Source organism: Nonomuraea sp. NPDC050790, assembly GCF_044456745.1.
Taxonomy (GTDB): Bacteria; Actinomycetota; Actinomycetes; order Streptosporangiales; family Streptosporangiaceae; genus Nonomuraea.
The window spans coordinates 1,296,633-1,313,052 of record NZ_JBITGF010000002.1; the positions used below are offsets into that span (position 1 = coordinate 1,296,633).

A 16,420-nucleotide genomic window follows, 5' to 3' on the forward strand; every position below is an offset into this window, starting at 1 on the left:
CGAAGAATTCAGGCAAACGTTTTCCGCGCTATGCTGTGGCCGTGAGCTCACTGGTGGAAGTCGCACGAGCGGCCGGGGTGTCCGTGTCCACTGCGTCACGGGTGCTGACCGGCTCCAGTCACCCGATCTCGGCCAAGACCCGCGCCAAGGTCATCGCGACCGCCGAGCGGCTCGGCTACTCGCCCAGCGCGCTCGCGCGTGCGCTGGTGTCGCGCAGCAGCCGGCTCATCGGCGTGCTCGTCAGCGACATCGTCAACCCGTACTTCTCGGTCATCGCCCGCGGCATCGACGACGTCGCCAGCCGGGCGGGCTACGTGACGATGCTGTCCAACGTCGACCGGCGTACCAGCACCGAGATCAGCAGGCTCCAGACGATGCGCGACTACCGCGCCGCCGGGGTGGTCATCGCGGGCAGCGGCTTCGACGCCGACCCGCTCGCCGCGGACCTGGCCGCGGCCGTGCGGCAGGTCACCGACCAGGGCATCCAGGCCGTCTCCCTGACGGTACGCGAGATCGACTGCCCGGTCGTCACCGTCGACAACGAGGGCGCCGCCCGCGACATCACCGACCACCTCGTCTCGCTCGGCCACCGCAGGATCGCCTTCGTCGAGGGGCCGCCGGGCATGACCACCAGCAAGCAGCGCCGCGACGGCTTCCTGGCCCGCATGGCCGCCGCGGGCCTCGGGGAGTCGGCGCAGTGCCTGCCCGGCGGGTTCGACTTCGAGTCCGGCCATCTGGCCGCCATGCGGCTCATCGCCCGCCCGCCGCTGCCCGACGCCGTCCTCGCCGCCAACGACGAGGCGGCCGTCGGCGCGCTCAACGCGCTGCGGCAGGCGGGCATCGACGTGCCCGGCGAGATCTCCGTGGCCGGCATCAACGACCTGCGGGTCGCCCAGTTCGTCGGCCTCACCACGGTGAGCCTGCCGCTGTACGAGATGGGCGCCATGGCCGCCCAGCGCATCATCGACGCCCAGCCCGGCGCGGCGGCGACCACCTTCCTGAGCCACCGCGTCATCGCGCGCGAGACCACGGCGCGCCGTCCTTAGGCCCTCCGGCCGGGCGGTCGAGTATCTTGTGCTCGCGTCGCGGTTCACGGGAGGAATGCGGATGTCGTCTGAAGGACGCCGGGTCCGGCTGCAGGACGTCGCCGACCACGCCGGCGTCTCCCTGGCCACCGCCTCGCGCATGCTCGCCGGCTCCGACTACAAGGGACGGGCCGCGCTGCGCGACAAGGTCCTCGCCTCCGCCGCGGAGCTCGGATACCGTCCGAACCTGCACGCCCGGGCCCTGGCCAGCTCGACCTCGACCAGCGTCGGGCTGGTCGTCCACGACGTACGCGACGCGTACTTCGCCATGATCGCCGGAGGGGTGATCAGGGCGGCCGAGGCGCACCGGCTCCTGGTGACCATGGTGTCCACCTACCGCGATCCCCGGCAGGAGCTCAACTACGTCAGCCTGCTCAGCGCGCAGCGACCCCGCGCGATCATCCTCGCGGGCAGTTCGTTCACCGACCGGGCCCACGCCGCCGCGATGGCCGAGCAGTTGTCGGCCTACCAGGCCGGCGGCGGCGCGGTCGTCTCGGTGACGCGCGGGCGAAAGATCGGCCACCTGATCGAGGTGGACAACGTCGAGGGCGCCCGGCGGCTCGCGCACCGGCTCGCCGACCTGGGCCACACGTCCTTCGGGGTGATCTCCGGCCCGGCCAGGCTCATCGCGGTGCGCGACCGCATGCACGGCTTCCGGCTCGGCCTGCAGGACCGGGGTATCGAGCTGGCCGCCGACGCGGTCGTGCACACCGAGATCTCCCGTGACGGCGGCGCGCGCGCCGCCCGCCGCCTGCTCGGCCGGGACGAGCGGCCGACGTGCCTGTGGGGGGTGGCCGACGTGGTAGCGGTCGGCGCGATGGCCTGGGCCAGGAGCGCCGGGCTGCGCATCCCCGAGGACGTCTCGGTGGCCGGCTTCGGCGGCACCCCGCCGGCCTCCGACGCCGTACCGGCCCTGACCACGGTGGAGCTCCCGCTCGAACGCATCGGCGCCACCGCGCTGGACCTCGCGCTGCTGCCGCCGGACGAGCCGCGCCACACCGTGGAGATCGGCGGGACCGTGCTCATGCGCGACAGCACCGCCCCCCTCGCCAGGACCTCATGAGCCCGGGGCGGTCAGCTCCGGCACGTCGATCCAGCGGCGCTCGCGCCACGACCGCAGCGCGAGCTCGGCGAGCTGGACGCCCTTGGCCCCCTCCAGCAGATCCCACGGGAACGCGGCGTCCTCGGCCACATGGCGCAGGAACATCTCCCACTGCACGCGGAAGGCGTTGCCGTAATCCTCGTTGTCCGGGACCGGCGACCAGCCGCCGCGGAAGTCGATCGGGTTGGGGATGTCCGGGTTCCAGACCGGCATCGGCGTGGTGGCGCGCGACTGGATCCGGCACTCGCGCAGCCCGGCCACGGCGCTGCCCAGCGTGCCGTCGAGCTGCCACTCGCCGATCTCGTCGCGGTACGGGCGGGTCGCCCACGACGTGGTGAACTGGGCCGTCACCCCCTGGTCGAACTGGAACAGCCCGTACGCCGCGTCCTCGGCCGTCGCCACGTACGGCTCGCCGCCCTCGTCCCAGCGGCGCGGGATGTGGATCTGGCCATGGCACAGCACCGACCTGACCGGGCCGACGATGTGGTCGAGGACGTAGCGCCAGTGCGGGTACATGTCCAGGATGAGGCCGCCGCCGTCCTGCCTGCGGTAGTTCCATGAGGGCCGGTTGACCGGCTGCCAGTCGCCCTCGAACACCCAGTAGCCGAAGTTGAGCCGGAAGCTGAGCAGGTCACCGAAGAAGCCGCCGTCGACGAGCCGCTTCAGCTTGCGTATGCCCGGCAGGAACAGCTTGTCCTGCACGACGCCGTGCTTGACGCCCGCCGCCCGCGCGAGCTTCACCAGGTCGAGCGCGTCGCCCAGGCTGTCGGCGGTCGGCTTCTCGCAGAAGACGTGCTTGCCCGCCGCGATCGCCTTCCTGATCGCCTCGGCGCGCAGGCTGGTGACCTGGGCGTCGAAGTAGACCGTGTCGCCGGGATTGCCGAGGGCGGCGTCGAGGTCGGTGGTCCAGCGATCGATCCCGTAGCGGCGGGCCAGCGCTTCGAGCTTGGCCGGGTCGCGGCCGACGAGGACGGGGTCGACCGTGAGCGTGCGCCCGTCGGCGAGCGTCAGCCCGCCCTGGTCCCGGATGGCGACGATGGACCGGTCGAGGTGCTGGCGGGTCCCCATGCGCCCGGTGACGCCGTTCATGATGACGCCGATCTTCATGACTCTTCCCTTCGTTGAATTGCAAGCGCTTTCTATCCATGGAGGCGATGACTGTCAAGGATGAGGCGTCTCTTGTCACCGTCGCTCATTCGTGAGAACGTACTGAAAATTGAAAGCGCTTCCCGATGAAAGGTGCTGGTCATGCCGCTGCCACCCCTCCTCGACCGGGTCGTCCTGGTCACCGGAGCCGGACGGGGGATCGGGCGGTCCGTCGCCCTGGCCGCCGCGCGCGACGGGGCCAATGTCGCCCTGGCCTACCACTCCAGCCAGGCCGGAGCCCATGAGGTCGCCGAGAAGATCCGGGCGATGGGGCGCGAAGCCGACGTCCACCCGTGCGACGTCTCGGTGCGTGAGGAGGTACGCGCCCTGGCCGCCTGGGCCGAAAAACGTTTCGGCCGGATCGACGGCCTGGTGAACAACGCCGGCATCCTCATGGAGGCCGGCTTCCTCGACATCACCCCCGAGGACTGGGACCTCGTCCTGAAGACCGATCTGTCCGGCATGTTCCACGCCAGCCAGGCCGTCCTGCCCGGCATGCTGGAACGCGGATCCGGCGCCATCGTCAACATCGCCTCCCGGCTCGGCCAGATGGGCTGGGCCGGAGCCGCCCACTACGCCAGCGCGAAGGCCGGCGCGATCGCGCTGGCCAAGTCGATCTCGCGCGAGTTCGGCGCGCGCGGCATCCGGGCGAACGCCGTCTCGCCCGGCGTCACCAACACCGCCATGGGCCGCACCGTGATGGCGGGCGAGGTCGGGCGCAGGCGCATGGCGGAGCTGCCGCTCGGCCGGTTCGCCGAGCCCGAGGAGGTGGCGGAATGCGTGACGTTCCTCCTGTCCGACGCCGCCCGCCTCATGCTCGGCCAGACGCTCAACCCCAACAGCGGCGGGCTGATGCCATGAGCGCCAAACTGCTCAGCGTCACGGAGGCCGCCGGCCTGGTGGCCGACGGCGCCGCCCTGTGGATCGGCGGATCCGGCGCCGGCCACGGCGTGCCGCAGGCCTTCATCGACGAGCTCGCCGCCCGGTTCATCCGCACCGCCGCGCCCCGCGACCTGACCACGGTCCGCGTCGTCGGCATCGGCGACTTCGCCGAGCACGGCTTCTCCCAGCTCGCGCTGCCCGGCCTGATGCGGCGCACCATCGGCAGCAACATCGGCAACGAGCCCCGCCTCGGCGCGCTGGTGGCCGCGGGCGCGATCGAGGCGTACTCCTTCCCGCAGGGCGTGCTGTCGGCGCTGTGCCGCGACATCGCCGCGGGCCGCCCCGGCCACGTCACCCACGTGGGCCTCGGCACGTACGTGGACCCGCGCCAGACCGGCGGCCGGCAGAACGCCCGCACCACCGAAGACCTGGTCCAGGTCGTCGAGCTGGCCGGGCGCGAATGGCTCTTCTACCCCGCGCTGCCCGTCGACGTCGCGGTGATCCGGGCGAGCACCGCCGACGAGGACGGCAACCTCACCTTCGAGCGCGAGCCGATCCTCGGCGACAGCCTCGCGCTGGCCATGGCCGCGCACAACAGCGGCGGCCTCGTCATCGCCCAGGTCGAACGCCTTGCCGCCCGCGGCGCCCTCGCGCCGAACCAGGTGCGCATCCCGGGCGCGCTGGTCGACCACGTCTACGTCGACGCGGGGCAGCGGCAGACCTACCGCACGGGGTACTCGCCGTACTACTCGGGCGAGCTGCGCATGCCGTACGGCGCCGCCGCCCCCACCCCGCTCGACGTGCGCAAGGTGATCGCGCGGCGGGCTCTGCTGGAGTTCCGCCAGGGCGACATCTGCAACCTGGGCTTCGGCATCTCCCAGCAGATCGGCGCCGTGGCCGCGGAAGAAGGCGTGGCCGAACGGCTGACGCTCACCGTCGAGCAGGGGGTCTTCGGCGGCGTACCCGCGCACGGCCCCGACGGCGGCGCCGGCGTGAACTACCAGGCGCGCCTGGAGCAGCCCTCGATGTTCGACTTCTACGACGGCGGCGGCCTGGACATCGCGAGCCTGTCGTTCGCCCAGGTCGACCGGCACGGCAACGTCAACGTGCACGCCTTCGACGACCGGCCGCGCGGGCCGGGCGGGTTCGTCGACATCAGCGCGCGGACCGGCCGGCTCTGCTTCGTCGGCACGTTCACCGCCGGCGGCCCGCGCATCGACCTGTCCGGCGGCCGGCCCCGCATCGACCGCGAGGGCACGCTGCGCAAGTTCGTCGGCGACGTCAGGGAGATCAGCTTCAACGGCCCGATGGCCCTGGCCAAGGGGCAGAGCGTCCGCTACGTCACCGAGCGCGCGGTCTTCGCCCTGACCGCCGACGGGCTGGAGCTGATCGAGGTCGCCGACGGGATCGACGTGGAGAAGGACGTCCTCGCCCACATGGACTTCCGCCCCAAGATCGGTGAGCGTCCGCGCCCGATGGACGCCCGCCTGTTCCGCGCCGCCCGCATGGGAATCACCTTCGCCGGAGAGGACTGACATGGCCAGGCTGGTCAACGTGACGCACGGAGCGTGCGCCGAGATCGAGCTGGACAACCCGCCGATGAACGTGGTCTCGCGCGAGCTGACCGAGCAGCTCCGCGCGGCGCTGCGCGCGGTCGGCGACGACGAGCGGACCCGCGCCGTCGTGCTCCACGGCGCGGGGACACGAGCCTTCTGCGCGGGCTCGGACATCGCCGAGTTCGAGGAGCTGCACGACCATGTCGCCGAGCGCAAGCTGCTGCTGGAGAAGCTGGTCTACCGGCAGCTCGCGAAGCTGCGGGTGCCGTCCGTCGCGGCCATCGAGGGGTACGCGCTCGGCGGCGGCCTCGAACTCGCGCTCTGCTGCGACCTGCGGGTGGCCGGCGATCGCGCCAAGCTCGGCCTGCCGGAGCTGAAGCTCGGCGTCCTGCCGGGCAGCGGCGGCACCCAGCGACTGCCGCGCATCGTCGGCCCGGCCCGCGCCAAGGAGATCATCTTGCTCGGCGAGCCGCTCGACGCCGCCGCCGCGCTCGCGATCGGCCTGGTCAACCGCGTGGTGCCCGCCGGTTCGGCGCTGACCGCGGCGCGTGAGCTGGCTCAGACGATCGCCGAGCGCGGGCCGCTCGCCGTCCAGGCCGCGAAGGCGCTCATCGACCAGGCCGCGGAACGCCCGCTGGACGACGGGCTCGCCCTGGAGCTCGACGCGTCGGAGGCCGTCTTCGCCACCCAGGACGCCCGCGAGGGCGCCCGCGCGTTCCTGGCCAAGCGCCCGCCGGTCTTCGGGGGGTCGTGATGCGCACCGTCGCCCTGTTCGGCAACCCGCTGCGGCGCACCCACTCCGCCGTCATGCACGACGCCGCCTTCGCGGCGTACGGCATCGACGCCCGCTACGAGCTGCGGGAGGTGCCCGAGTCCGCCCTAGCCGAGCAGGTACGGCAGGCCCGGCGCGAGCGCTGGCTCGGCTTCCAGATCACCGCCCCGTTCAAGCAGGCGATCATGCCGTTGCTCGACGAGGTGGAGCCGGCCGCCGCCCGGATCGGCGCGGTCAACAGCGTGGAGATCGGCGAGGACGGGCGGCTGGCCGGCTTCAACACCGACGTCACCGGCTTCATGACCGCGCTGGGCGCCTGCGTGGGCGGCCCGGTCGGCGGCGCCTCCGTCGTCGTCGCCGGGGCGGGCGGTGTCGGGCACGCCGTGGCGTACGGCCTGGCCGAAGCGGCGGTCGGCCACCTGACCGTCCTCGACCTCGACGCGGCGGACGCGGGCAGACTCGCGGCCCGGTTCGCCGGCCTGGCGCCGATCGAGGCCCTGTCGTTCGGCGACCCGCGCGTGGCGGGCCGCCTCGCCGCGGCGGACCTGTTCGTGAACGCCACCTCCGTCGGCATGCTCACCCCCGGCCCCGTCGTGGACGTCGACGGGATCGCGCCGCACGCGGCCGTGTTCGACGTCGTCTACGTCCCGCTCCAGACCGAGCTCGTCCGGCGGGCGCGGGCGCGTGGCATGCGGGCCGCGGGCGGCCTGGACATGCTGGTGGCCCAGGCCGCCGCCGCGTTCACGCGCTGGACCGGGGCCACCGACCCCACCGCCGTCATGCGCGCGGCCGTCGAACCCCTTCTCCGGCGCCCCGACCTCACGCCGTGACGGCGCCCCGACCTCACGCCCTGGCGGCGCCCCGACCTCACGCCCTGGCGGCGGCGTCCGGCGTGGCGCTCCTGAGCGTGAGGACGGCGAAGGCGGCGGAGGCGATGGTGAAGAAGACGATCGGCGGCAGGGGGAGCAGCACGACCGACAGGACGAGCATGCCCAGGGACGCCGCCAGCCCGACCGCCCCGGCCGACCGCAGGCGGGCCGGATCCTGGGTGAAACGTTCGAGCATGAGGAACAGCAGGCCCACCAGTGCGATCGCCAGGCCCATGGCGAGGCTGAAGCCCATGTACAGGTCGTAGTGGCTGGTGCTGGTTCCCAGCAGGTCGAACGGACGGCTGCGCAGCAGCGCGTCGAGGTCGCGGTCCGCGGCCGGTGACGAGATCCGCAACGCGAGGTCGCCCGCGGTGTGGCCGACGCCCGTGATGATCCAGCACCACGCGCCTGTCCGGTAGAGGGGAACGCGCACGGGAAACCTCCAGGTTGCTACAGATGTAGTGGATGCTACATCTGTAGTATCCGGGTGTGAAGAGTGATCTGGATCGCAAGACGGTGCTCGCCGATGCCGCCATCGACGCCATCGGCGAGGACGGGCTGCGCGGTCTCACTCATCGCGCGGTCGAGCTGAGGGCGGGGCTGCCGCCGGGGACCTGCAGCTACCACTTCCCGACCCGGCACGCCCTGCTGGCGGCGGTCCTGAGTCGCATCGCCGGACTCGAACAGGACGAGATCGAGCGGTTCGGCGCCGGGATGCTGTCGCCGGACATGCGCCTGGACACCCTGGTCGACGCGGCCACGGCTACCTTGGCGTACTGGCTCGGACCGGCCCGGACGCGCAGCCGGGCGCGGCTGTTGCTCGAACTGGACCCGCCGAGCAGGGAGCTGACGGCGTCCACCGTCGACACCGTCACCGCCGGATTCGTCGAGCTGGCCACGATCGTCACCGGTGACGAGGAGCGGGCCCGCCTGGTCGTCGCGCTCATCGACGGGCTGGTCCTGGACGAGCTCATCCACGGAGCGGTGCCGGTCGACGTGGAGCGGCTGCGGCCCAAGGTGGCGGCGGTCGCCGCGCTCGCGTTGCCGCCTGCCGGGGGTTGACCGATCGGGACCGTGGTCAGGCGGAGGCGGCAGTCTCCCGCATGGCCAGGCGGACGAGCTGCGACAGATGGGTGGCGGCGCGCAGCAGGGGGAGATCGTCACGCCGGACCCGGCTGAGCAGCTCGGCGCCCTCCAGCGTGCTGATCACGGTGCTGGCCAGCTCGTCCGCCGTGTCCGCGGGGACCCCGGCGGCCTGGATCGAGGTGCTGACGAGCCCCTGCCAGTGCGCGAGGGCCTCCTCGGCCGCCTGCTGGATTCCGGGCGCCCGCCCCACGGTCTCCAGGGCCGTGACCGCCACCGGGCAGCCGTCGACCCAGGACGAGGTCTTCAGCGAGGACACCATCAGGTGGGCGCAGGCCGCGACGCCCTCGGCCGGGTCGGCGCTGGAGGCCAGGCCCCGGGCCAGCAGGTCGGCGTACTCGGCCGCGCCGTGGCGCAGGGCCTCGACCGCGAGCTCCTGCTTGCCGCCGGGGAAGAAGTGGTACACCGAGCTCACCGAGGCCCCGGCCGCCTTCGCGATCGGCTTGACGGACGCGCCCTCGTAACCCTGCCGCTGCAGCAGTTCGGCGGCGGCCCGCACGATCCGCGTGCGCGTGTCCTGGGAGTGCATGACTTCAGCCTACCTGGTTGGAACGTTCGGTCCAGTGAGGCTATGCTCTGGATCGAACGTTCCAACCAGAAGGGGATGTCATGAGTGACCGAACCGGCCACGTCGGCTTCGACCGCATGTTCGCCAGCGGCCGCCTGACCGTCGGGCTGTTCCTGCCGTTGTGGGCCTATACCGGTGACATGACGGCGTTGCGCGGGCAGAGCGCGCTGGTGCGCGAAGCCGAACGGGCGGGCTTCGCCGCCGCCTGGGTCAGGGACATCCCGCTGGCGGACGCGAGCTTCGGTGATGTCGGGCAGGTGTACGACCCCTGGTCCGCGCTGACCTGGCTGGCCGCCCAAACCTCAAGGATCACGCTGGCCGCGGGAAGCGTGATCTTCAGCTTGCGGCCGCCCATCGACCTGGCCAAGCAGGCGGCCTCGATCGACCACCTGTCCGGCGGCCGGTTGGTGCTCGGCGCCGCCTCGGGCGACCGCCCCAGCGAGTTCCCCGCCTACGGCGTCGACTTCGAGGGCCGGGGGCGGCGCTACCGGGAGGCGGTGACCGCGTTCCGCGACCTGCTCAAGCCGTCGGCCACCGGTGTGGACATGCTGCCCAAGCCGGTCCACGAGCACATCCCGCTGCTGGTGACGGGCTCGTCGCAGCAGCCCCTGGAATGGATCGCCGAGCACGCCGACGGCTGGCTGGTCTACCCGGGGCCGACCGCCACCGCTGACGGCCCCGTCGCGCTGGGCAAGAAGGTGGCGGGCTGGCGCGGCCTGATCCCCGGAGGCGCGTTCAAGCCCCTGGCCACCAACGAGTGGATCGACCTGGCCGAGGACCCGCGCCACCCGCCCACCGCGCTGCGCGGCGGCTTCGTCCTGCGCACCGGGAGCGAGGGACTGCTCGAACTTCTCGGACGCTGGCAGGACGTGGGCGTCAACCACGCGGCCCTGGGCCTCCAGCACGGCCGGCGACCGGCCGGCGAAGTCATCGCGCAGCTCGGCGAGGAGGTACTGCCGCACTTCCCGGCCATCGAGACCGTCGCGCCCCGGGTGCCCGCGTGGTGAGCACCCGGCTGCGGGCCGTGATGCGCCAGTGGCCCACCGGGGTCGCCGTCGTCACCACCCGATCCGCCACCGGACCGCACGGCGTCACGATCAACAGCCTGCTGTCGGTGTCGCTGGAACCGCCGACGATCCTGGTGTCGCTGAGCCGGCGCAGCCGTACCCACGACCTCGTCATGGAGAACCGGTGCTTCACCGCCAACCTCCTCGCCACCGGCCAGAGCGCCCTCGCCGCCCACTTCGCCGGCGAACGTCCGGTCGGGTCAGGTGCGTTCGCCGGCGTGGGCTGGTCGCCGTCCCCGTGCTCGGGCAACGCGGTCCTGTCCGGGGCGCTGGCCGCGATGGACTGCACGATCACCATGACGGTTTCGGCCGCCGACCACACCCTGTTCGTGGGGCGCGTCGAGGAGGTGCACCACCTGCGGGCGGGGGAGGAGCCGCTGGTGTACGCCGGACGCGCCTACCACCGGCTGGCCGGGGCGTAGCCGCTCACGGGGCCGGGACGTTTCCGGCGATACTGTGGGCGTGGAGTACGTGTCCAGAGTGCCGCGACCGCCGCTGGACGGGCTGATCGACGACCTCTACTACCTGGAGGGCGCGCCGCCGTACGCCCGGCTGAGGCTGCCGCCGTCGCCGTCGGCGTTGCTCATCGTCAACCTCGGCGCGCCGTTCCGCATCCGCGCCGGCGCCGACATCGAGACGGGCGAGTACGCCGACGGCTGCGTGGTCACCATGCCCACCCGAGCCTTCGAGTTCGGCTACCCGCCGGGGACCCGGTCCGTCGGCGTGCACGTCAAGCCGTGGGGGCTGGCGCCGTTCCTGCCGATGCCCGCGGCCGAGCTGTGTGACCGGCCGGTGACGATCGAGCAGGTCTGGGGCCGGTCCGCCATCGCCGAGCTGCGGGAACGGCTGGCCGCGGCGGCCGGGCCGGAGGAGATGATCACGCTTCTCGAAGAGGAGCTGATGCGACGGCTGCGCGAGACCACCGGTCTGGGGCTGGTCCGCCACGCGAGCGGCGTCATCGCGGCGGCCGGCGGAGCGGTGGCGATCGGCGACCTGAGCGTGGCGGCCGGGGTCAGCAGCACGCATCTGGTGCAGCGGTTCAAGGAGCTGATCGGCGTCACGCCGAAGCGGCTGGCCCGCACCCATCGCTTCACCGCCACCGTGTTCTCGATCGACCCCGCCGGACCGGTCGACTGGAGCGCGCTCGCCGGTGGCGCGGGCTACTTCGACCAGGCCCATTTCGGTCACGAGTTCCGGGCGTTCACCGGGCTCACGCCGACCCGGTACGTCGAGGTGCGGCGGCGGTTCATGCGCGAACATCCCGGCCACACGCTGGACGGCTGGCCGCTGCCGGCCGATTGATTTCTTACAAGAGCGCCGGCTCACGGCGCGCTAATTTGAGGGCACCCCAAAGCAGAGGAGGGCCCCGTGGGCAAGGTGGTGATGTACGGCTCGGTGTCGGTGGACGGGTTCATCGCGGACGACGACGATCGGCCCGGACCGCTGTTCGACTGGCTGACCAGCGGTGACGTCCCGTTGGACGAGAGCGGCGAGCTGAAGGTGTCGCGGACGTCCCACGACTACACCCGGGCGTACTGGGACCGGATCGGAGTCACGATCGCCGGTCGCCACGTCTTCGACATGACAGACGGCTGGGACGGCAAGCCGCCGGGCGGCATCGACCACGTGGTCGTCGTGACGCACCGGCCGGCGCCCGAGGGCTGGGACCCCGAGGCGCCGTTCCACTTCGTCGACGGCGTCGAGGCGGCCGTGGCCAAGGCGCAGGAGCTGGCGGGTGACCGCATGGTCGAGGTGGCCGCGGGGGACGCCGGTGGCCAGGTGCTCGCCGCGGGTCTGGTGGACGAGGTGCGCATGGACGTCGTGCCCGTCGTGTTCGGCTCCGGCAAGCGCTACTTCGGTTCGGTCCAGGCACAGCACCTGCTGGAGGATCCTGACGTGGTGATCCAGGGCAACCGCGTGCTTCACCTGCGCTACCGTGTGCGCCGCTGAGCGATCCGGGCTGGAGCGGGGACGGCCCCCGTTCACTGAACGGGGGCCTGGAGACTCAGCCGGTCACTGCCACGGGCAGATCTTGTTTCCGCCCTGGCCGTTGCTGGGCTGGCCGGAGGACTTGCAGGTCCAGTTACGCCCGCCGTACACGGTCACCTGCTGGGTGTATCCCCACCGGACTTCCGCACCCTGTGGCACCACCACCGACTGGCCGTATTCGGCGGAGCCGGAGTTCAGGGTGAAGCCATCCGGGTCCCACATGAGGCTGTAGCGTCCGGGGTCGGGAGCCGCGACGTCCACCGAGACGCAGTCGCCGGGAATGGACACGTTGAACACCCAGATGGGGCCGGCGCCGAGGCCGAGCTGATATCCGGGACCGCAGTTCTCGTAGTCGCTGCCGGGGACGTTCTCGTCGTTCCAGAGGAAGACGTCCTGGTAACCCGCGCCGGGGTAGCTCGACATGTACATCGACTGGATTCCGCTGGTCCAGGAGTCCAGCGTGTCGGTGTAGGCGCGACGCTTGGTCGCGTAGAAGTTGTACTGCGGGTCGCCGTCGTTCTTGACCACCCACCGCTCCCAGGTGGCGTTCATGTAGCCGCGATCCTGGACTTCCAGCCGGAAGTTTCCGCTGGCCGTTCTGACCTTCTCCGGCGCCGCCGCGGAAGCGGCCGCCTCGGCGAGGATCTCCCGCTCATTGGCGGGGGAGTACGGGGAGTCGTCCACCTCCGCTTCGAGCAGCCCGTCCTCGTAGAACTTGAGATTGATCCTGTTGATCTCGACGTCCCGCGGGGCGTAGAAGACGATTTCCCGGCCGAGTTCGAGAAGGTCGATTTCGGTGCGGCTGTAGGTCTTCCCCGACGAGGAGGCCGCGCCGCGAATGAAGTTGTCCCGCTTCTCGCCGCGTTCGGCCACCTCGGCGGCGCTGAGGCCGTTCATGACCGCCTTGGTGTCCTTGTCGCGCGACTGCTTGATGGCGACCTTGAGCTGCGATCGGTCGAAGTTGAGCTCCTTGAGCAGCGGTGCCTGCCCGGTCCGTACGGCTGCCGCCGGAGGGGTCAGTCCGGCACCCACCGTCACGAAAGTCAGGACGAGCGTGCATAACATCGTGCTGATTTTGCGCATGCCGAGATTGCCTTTCGTCTGGAGTTGGGAGGTGCGTCCGTCAACGGAGCCAGGCGACCTCGGACAGGTTCGTCGTAAAGACCGCCTGGCGCCATGCGTCGGAGTCGTGCTCCGAACCCGAATGCAGACTCAGGACGATGTCGACGTCGTCCAGGTGGTGAATGATGCCTTTGGCCGGTCCGCATTGATCGGGCTTTCCTGGTTCCTCCATGCATACCTCGACGAGAGAGCCCCCGGTCTCTCTTCTGTCGGAGTCGAAGTACGCCTGGCGAACGGTCACCCGGCCCTCGTCGTCCTTTACCGTCGTCTCCGCGGAGGTCAGCCGGTAACCGGAGGGCAGGGTCTTCGGGAGTGCGAAGGGCACGCCGGGATTTCGCTGAACCTCCGCGCGCAGGCTCGCGCGGCTGATCTCTTCGTTTCCGGCGTTACCGCACCCAACTGCGAGAATAAGCACGAGAAGAACCCGCAGGCGGACAGGCCTGGTGGTGTGGCTTTTCTCGGGCACGACGCGATCTCCCCCGTTTGGATTCACTCGCTGTTCACCCCGTCTGTCCCCCGATTAAAGCAGCTGTCGGAATCCTGTCAACATTCTGTGGAAATGTAGTGAAATTGTAGACCGCATATAGGGGGCAATTGTCGATAATCCAATTGAAAGGCCACCCGCGCCGGCCCTGCCCGGCGTCTTGCCGCGGGTCGTTCCCCGCGCGTGGCCCGCCGGGTGGTGGGTTCAGTGCGGGCTGTTTCGGCGGGGGCTGCAACCTCGCGGGCGTCTCGTCCGAAAGAATGGGCGGAGATGTCGAAGGATGAGGCGCCCATGGAGGAGCCTGGCTACGGTATCGGTGCCGTGGCCAGGCGGCTTGGCGTGCCCGCGCCCACGCTGCGTACCTGGAATCTGCGCTATGGCATCGGTCCCAGCCGGCGCAGCGCCGGCGGCCATCGCCGGTATGACGGGGCGGATCTGCGCCGGCTGGAGGAGATGAACCGCCTGATCCACGAAGGAGTCGCGCCTGCGGACGCGGCTCGGGAGGCGTTGCGGCTCACGCTGGAGCAGGAGCCTGCGGCCGATCCCGGCCCGAGGGCCGAGCGGGCGGCGCAGGCCCCGGCCGCGACTGTGCCGTCGGCCGCGATGCTGGCCCGTGCGGCGGTGGCGCTCGACGGGCGCGTGCTCGACAGGGGGCTGTCGGCGGCGCTCGGCAGGCATGGCGTGGCCTGGACGTGGGAGCGGCTCGTGCTGCCGGTGTTCGAGACGATCAGCAGGAACCAGGCGCGCACCGGGGCCGGGATCGAGGTCGAGCACGTCTTCTCCGACCGGGTCATGGCGGCGTTGGCTCCGCTGCTCGCCCGTCCTGCCGCGCCGGTCAACGAGCGCCTCGTGCTGCTGGCCTGTGCCGAGGACGAGCAGCACAGCCTGCCGGTGTACGCGCTGGCGGCGGTGCTGGCCACGCGGAACCGGGTGGAATGCCGGGTGCTGGGGGCACGCACGCCGTATGGCGCCCTGGGGGAGGCGATACGGACCCTGTCGCCCGGTGTCGTCTTCGTCTGGTCGCAGCAGCGGGACACCGGGGACCTTGCGCCGCTGGGCGGGTTGCCGGCGTCGCGGCCGCCGTACCGGCTGGTGGTGGGCGGGCCCGGCTGGTGGGGTGCGGGGCCGCGGCGGCTGGTGCGGGTCACCTCGCTGGACGAGGCGGTCGCCGCGGCGGTGCGGTGATCAGCGGGCGGCGGCGATGACGTTCCGCGGCATCCTGCCGAAGATCAGCCGGTGGAACGGGGTGAGCGCCCGCCAGTACAGGTGGCCGGCCAGCCCGTGCGGGTGGAAGATCGCGCGCTGCTCATAGACGGTGTGGCCCTCTTCGGTGCGCACGCTGAGTTCCAGCCAGGCCAGGCCGGGCAGGAGCATCTCCGCGCGCAGCCGCAGGAGCCTGCCTGGCTCGATCTCCTCCACCCGCCAGAAGTCGATGGTGTCGCCTACGCGCAGGACGTGCGGATGCCGGCGGCCGCGGCGCAGGCCCACTCCGCCGAAGATCCGGTCGAGGGCGCCGCGTAGCCGCCAGGCGACGGGCAGGGAGTACCAGCCGTTGTCGCCGCCGATGGCCTCGATGACCCGCCACACCGCCTCGGGCGGGGTGTCGGTGGTCTGGGTGCGGTGGTCGATGTAGAGGCTGCCGCCCGCCCAGCCGGGGTCGGTGGGCAGGGGGTCGCTGGGGGCGCCGGGGGTGGAGGCCGAGGACCAGCGAGTGGCGACGTCGGCCTCTTTGATCTTCTTCAACGCCAGTGTGCAGGCCAGCCGGAAACCGATCAAACCCTCCGGAGGGTCCGGGACGAAGCGGGCGATGTCGTGTTCGTGGCAGATGGCCTCGTTGCGCAGGGACTCCACCAGCGGCCGGGCGATGGTGGCCGGAACGGGGGTGACCAGCCCCACCCAGTGGCTGGACAACCAGGGGCTCAGCAGCGGCACCGGGATGATCACGCGGGGTGGCAGGCCGGCCACGGCGGCGTAGCCGTGCATCATGTCGGCGTACGTGAGGATGTCCGGGCCGCCGATGTCGAACGAGCGGTTGATCTCGCCGGGGAGCGAGGCCCAGGCGGTGAGGTAGCGCAGGACGTCGCGTACGGCGATGGGCTGGGTACGCGTGCCCACCCAGCGCGGCGTGGTCATCACCGGGAGCCGCTCGGTCAGATGGCGGAGCATCTCGAAGGAGGCCGAGCCCGACCCGATGATCACCGCGGCCCGCAGCACGACAGTGGGTACGGCGCAGCCGAGAAACAGATCCGCCACCTCGTTGCGTGAACGCATGTGCGCGGACAGGTCCTCCTCGGCGGCGAGCCCGCCCAGGTAGACGATCCTGCCGACGCCCTGTTCCCGCGCGGCCCGCGCGAACACCGAGGCGGCCTGACGGTCGGAGGCGGCGAAGCCACTGCCACCGCCCATGGTGTGGATCAGGTAGTAGGCGATCTCCACGCCGTCCAGCGCCGCCCGAGTCGCCTCGGGGTCGAGCGCGTCGGCGGCGACGATCTCGACCTGGTCCGCCCAGGGCAGGTCGCGCATCCTCGCCGGCGAACGGACCATGCAGCGCACCTCGTGGCCCGCGGCCAGGAGTTCGGGCACCAGCCGCCCGCCGATGTATCCGGTCGCGCCCGTCACCAGGCACCGTGCCATG

At 71.6% G+C, this 16,420-nt stretch carries 18 protein-coding genes; 12 read left to right on the forward strand and 6 right to left on the reverse strand.

The annotated features are described in order from the left end of the window. The first annotated feature begins 41 nt into the window (after positions 1-41). Both ACIBEJ_RS14410 and ACIBEJ_RS14415 read left to right on the forward strand, forming a co-directional pair. Entirely contained in the window at positions 42-1,046 is a 1,005-nt protein-coding gene (locus ACIBEJ_RS14410) for a LacI family DNA-binding transcriptional regulator (RefSeq protein ID WP_397183141.1), read from the forward strand. Between the two features lie 61 nt (positions 1,047-1,107). Continuing rightward, positions 1,108-2,148: a LacI family DNA-binding transcriptional regulator gene (locus ACIBEJ_RS14415; protein ID WP_397183142.1), complete on the forward strand. Its 1,041-nt coding sequence runs from the start codon at positions 1,108-1,110 to the stop codon at positions 2,146-2,148. Here the strand turns inward: ACIBEJ_RS14415 and ACIBEJ_RS14420 are convergent. After that, positions 2,143-3,294, reverse strand: a complete 1,152-nt coding sequence (locus tag ACIBEJ_RS14420) for a Gfo/Idh/MocA family protein (RefSeq protein ID WP_397183143.1) — start codon at positions 3,292-3,294, stop codon at positions 2,143-2,145. The genes ACIBEJ_RS14415 and ACIBEJ_RS14420 overlap by 6 nt on opposite strands. A 141-nt stretch (positions 3,295-3,435) precedes the next feature. Here ACIBEJ_RS14420 and ACIBEJ_RS14425 point away from each other — a divergent pair, with 141 nt between their 5' ends. From ACIBEJ_RS14425 to ACIBEJ_RS14440, 4 genes are read left to right on the forward strand one after another with little or no spacing between them, the layout of a single operon-like run. Further along, the gene (locus ACIBEJ_RS14425; protein WP_397183144.1) at positions 3,436-4,194 is read left to right on the forward strand and encodes an SDR family NAD(P)-dependent oxidoreductase; all 759 of its coding nucleotides are present in this window, start codon (positions 3,436-3,438) and stop codon (positions 4,192-4,194) included. Further along, positions 4,191-5,750 (forward strand): acyl CoA:acetate/3-ketoacid CoA transferase, encoded by a 1,560-nt coding sequence (locus ACIBEJ_RS14430; protein ID WP_397183145.1) that lies wholly within the window; start codon positions 4,191-4,193, stop codon positions 5,748-5,750. The genes ACIBEJ_RS14425 and ACIBEJ_RS14430 overlap by 4 nt, the downstream gene beginning before the upstream one ends. A gap of 1 nt (position 5,751) precedes the next feature. Then, the gene (locus ACIBEJ_RS14435) at positions 5,752-6,525 is read left to right on the forward strand and encodes an enoyl-CoA hydratase/isomerase family protein (RefSeq protein ID WP_397183146.1); all 774 of its coding nucleotides are present in this window, start codon (positions 5,752-5,754) and stop codon (positions 6,523-6,525) included. Further along, a complete protein-coding gene (locus ACIBEJ_RS14440; protein ID WP_397183147.1) occupies positions 6,525-7,373 on the forward strand; it encodes a shikimate dehydrogenase family protein in 849 nt (282 codons plus the stop codon). The genes ACIBEJ_RS14435 and ACIBEJ_RS14440 overlap by 1 nt, the downstream gene beginning before the upstream one ends. Positions 7,374-7,410: 37 nt before the next feature. Here ACIBEJ_RS14440 and ACIBEJ_RS14445 read toward each other — a convergent pair whose 3' ends face one another. Then, the gene (locus ACIBEJ_RS14445) at positions 7,411-7,845 is read right to left on the reverse strand and encodes a hypothetical protein (RefSeq protein ID WP_397183148.1); all 435 of its coding nucleotides are present in this window, start codon (positions 7,843-7,845) and stop codon (positions 7,411-7,413) included. A gap of 56 nt (positions 7,846-7,901) precedes the next feature. Here ACIBEJ_RS14445 and ACIBEJ_RS14450 point away from each other — a divergent pair, with 56 nt between their 5' ends. Then, the gene (locus ACIBEJ_RS14450) at positions 7,902-8,474 is read left to right on the forward strand and encodes a TetR/AcrR family transcriptional regulator (RefSeq protein ID WP_397183149.1); all 573 of its coding nucleotides are present in this window, start codon (positions 7,902-7,904) and stop codon (positions 8,472-8,474) included. A 16-nt stretch (positions 8,475-8,490) separates the two neighbouring features. Here the strand turns inward: ACIBEJ_RS14450 and ACIBEJ_RS14455 are convergent, their stop codons facing one another. Then, complete coding sequence (locus ACIBEJ_RS14455; protein ID WP_397183150.1) at positions 8,491-9,084, reverse strand: TetR/AcrR family transcriptional regulator; 594 nt, start codon at positions 9,082-9,084, stop codon at positions 8,491-8,493. A gap of 80 nt (positions 9,085-9,164) precedes the next feature. On the opposite strand from ACIBEJ_RS14455, the gene ACIBEJ_RS14460 reads away from it, so the two are divergent. From ACIBEJ_RS14460 to ACIBEJ_RS14475, 4 genes are all read left to right on the forward strand, one after another. Continuing rightward, positions 9,165-10,130: an LLM class oxidoreductase gene (locus tag ACIBEJ_RS14460; RefSeq protein WP_397183151.1), complete on the forward strand. Its 966-nt coding sequence runs from the start codon at positions 9,165-9,167 to the stop codon at positions 10,128-10,130. Next, on the forward strand, positions 10,124-10,612 hold the full coding sequence (locus ACIBEJ_RS14465) for a flavin reductase family protein (RefSeq protein ID WP_397183152.1): 489 nt from the start codon (positions 10,124-10,126) through the stop codon (positions 10,610-10,612). The genes ACIBEJ_RS14460 and ACIBEJ_RS14465 overlap by 7 nt, the downstream gene beginning before the upstream one ends. Before the next feature lie 40 nt (positions 10,613-10,652). Next, positions 10,653-11,492: a helix-turn-helix domain-containing protein gene (locus ACIBEJ_RS14470; protein WP_397183153.1), complete on the forward strand. Its 840-nt coding sequence runs from the start codon at positions 10,653-10,655 to the stop codon at positions 11,490-11,492. Positions 11,493-11,558: 66 nt separating this feature from the next. Next, positions 11,559-12,140, forward strand: a complete 582-nt coding sequence (locus ACIBEJ_RS14475) for a dihydrofolate reductase family protein (protein ID WP_397183154.1) — start codon at positions 11,559-11,561, stop codon at positions 12,138-12,140. Positions 12,141-12,203: 63 nt separating this feature from the next. On the opposite strand, the gene ACIBEJ_RS14480 is transcribed toward ACIBEJ_RS14475, so the two are convergent. After that, positions 12,204-13,244 carry a hypothetical protein gene (locus ACIBEJ_RS14480; protein ID WP_397183155.1) on the reverse strand — a complete coding sequence of 347 codons (1,041 nt, stop codon included), beginning with the start codon at positions 13,242-13,244 and terminating at the stop codon, positions 12,204-12,206. Between the two features lie 58 nt (positions 13,245-13,302). Continuing rightward, positions 13,303-13,767 (reverse strand): hypothetical protein, encoded by a 465-nt coding sequence (locus tag ACIBEJ_RS14485; RefSeq protein WP_397183156.1) that lies wholly within the window; start codon positions 13,765-13,767, stop codon positions 13,303-13,305. A 288-nt stretch (positions 13,768-14,055) separates the two neighbouring features. On the opposite strand from ACIBEJ_RS14485, the gene ACIBEJ_RS14490 reads away from it, so the two are divergent. Beyond that, positions 14,056-14,970: a MerR family transcriptional regulator gene (locus tag ACIBEJ_RS14490; protein ID WP_397183157.1), complete on the forward strand. Its 915-nt coding sequence runs from the start codon at positions 14,056-14,058 to the stop codon at positions 14,968-14,970. Here ACIBEJ_RS14490 and ACIBEJ_RS14495 read toward each other — a convergent pair whose 3' ends face one another. Then, entirely contained in the window at positions 14,971-16,419 is a 1,449-nt protein-coding gene (locus tag ACIBEJ_RS14495; protein WP_397183158.1) for an SDR family oxidoreductase, read from the reverse strand. Between the last annotated feature and the right edge of the window lies 1 nt (position 16,420).